Here is a 1,623-nt window from a genome sequence, read left to right as displayed (position 1 = left end):
TCGACTCAAAACGCCATCAAATTTTTCTTCAGGTTGGAATTCTTCGACGCGACTTTGAATTGGTGTCACGTTTTTCAAACCTAACGTGTGGACAACTTGCTTGATAAAACGGATGCGCTTACCGAGGCTATCGAGCAGAAAGAACGTTTTCTCCGGATGCATGATCGCCAAAGGAATACCTGGCAATCCTGGGCCAGTGCCCACATCGATAAAACGTTCACCTTGCAGATGCGTGCCGACCACGATGCTATCAAGGATATGTTTCCCTAACATCTCTCGCGTCTCGCGAACCGTCTTTATGTTGTACGCTTTGTTCCACTTATCGAGCAGCTCGACGTAACCGACTAACTGCTCTCGTTGTTTTTCTGAAACGTCTAAATCGGTCTGTGCAATCAGTGAATCAAGCTTGGTTCGTAGTGCACTCATTACTCTTCCTCGCCTTTTTTCAGCAAGCCGTGCTTCTTCAGATGCACAAGAAGAATTGAAATCGCTGCAGGCGTAATGCCGGAAATACGCGAAGCAATGCCAATACTTTCCGGTTTGGCTTCGCTCAGTTTCGCAACCACTTCGTTCGACAAACCTTTTACGTCTTTGTAATCCAAATCCGCAGGCAGTTTTGTGTGTTCGTGGCGAAGTGATTTTTCGATCTCTTCCTGCTGACGCTTGATGTAACCGTCGTATTTCACCTGAATTTCTACTTGTTCTGCCGCTTGTTGATCTTCAAGAGCAGGAGCAAAGGCATCAAGTTGAGTCAATTGTGAGTATGAGATCTCTGGACGACGCAAAAGATCCTCACCACTTGCTTCACGCGCCATTGGCGTTTTCAGCAGTTTGTTCAGTTCATCAATGCCCGCCGAGTTTGGGTTTACCCAAGTAGACTTCAGACGCTGACGCTCGGTTTCCATGTTCTCGATTTTTTCGTTGAAACGCGCCCAACGAACATCATCAATCAAGCCAAGTTCACGAGCTTTTTCTGTCAAACGAAGGTCGGCGTTGTCTTCTCGAAGCAATAGGCGGTATTCCGCGCGAGAAGTGAACATGCGGTACGGTTCTTTGGTACCCATGGTCGACAAATCATCAATCAGAACGCCCATGTATGCTTGGTCACGGCGCGGGCTCCAGCCTTCTTTGCCTTGGCTGTACAAGCTTGCGTTCAAGCCCGCCATTAAGCCTTGTGCCGCAGCTTCTTCGTAGCCTGTTGTACCGTTGATTTGGCCAGCAAAGAATAGACCACGGATGAATTTAGTCTCGTAAGTTTGCTTCAAATCACGTGGATCGAAGAAATCGTACTCAATCGCGTAACCAGGACGAACAATGTGTGCGTTCTCGAAGCCTTTCATTGAACGAACGATTTGAACTTGAACATCAAACGGCAAGCTGGTGGAAATACCATTCGGGTATAACTCGTGCGTGGTAAGACCTTCAGGTTCAATGAAAATTTGGTGGCTGTTCTTATCCGCAAAGCGCATCACTTTGTCTTCGATAGACGGACAGTAACGTGGGCCAATTCCTTCGATCACACCTGCGTACATTGGGCTACGATCTAGGTTATTGCGGATCACTTCATGCGTTTGTTCATTGGTATGCGTAATGAAACAAGGAATTTGACGCGGATGGTGTTCG

2 protein-coding genes are annotated in these 1,623 nt (G+C 47.3%); both read right to left on the bottom strand.

Annotated features, from left to right (window positions below; all coding sequences use genetic code 11):
* Positions 1-426, bottom strand: a 426-nt coding sequence (rsmG, locus tag R7Q47_RS23840; protein ID WP_318089630.1) for a 16S rRNA (guanine(527)-N(7))-methyltransferase RsmG, incomplete at its 3' end; no start/stop codon positions are given.
* Positions 426-1,623 (bottom strand): tRNA uridine-5-carboxymethylaminomethyl(34) synthesis enzyme MnmG (mnmG, locus tag R7Q47_RS23835; protein ID WP_318089627.1); only part of this gene is annotated, 1,198 nt, incomplete at its 5' end. The genes rsmG and mnmG, both read right to left, overlap by 1 nt.

Source organism: Vibrio sp. Vb0349 (genome assembly GCF_033338975.1).
This window is presented reverse-complemented; position numbering and strand designations above follow the sequence as displayed.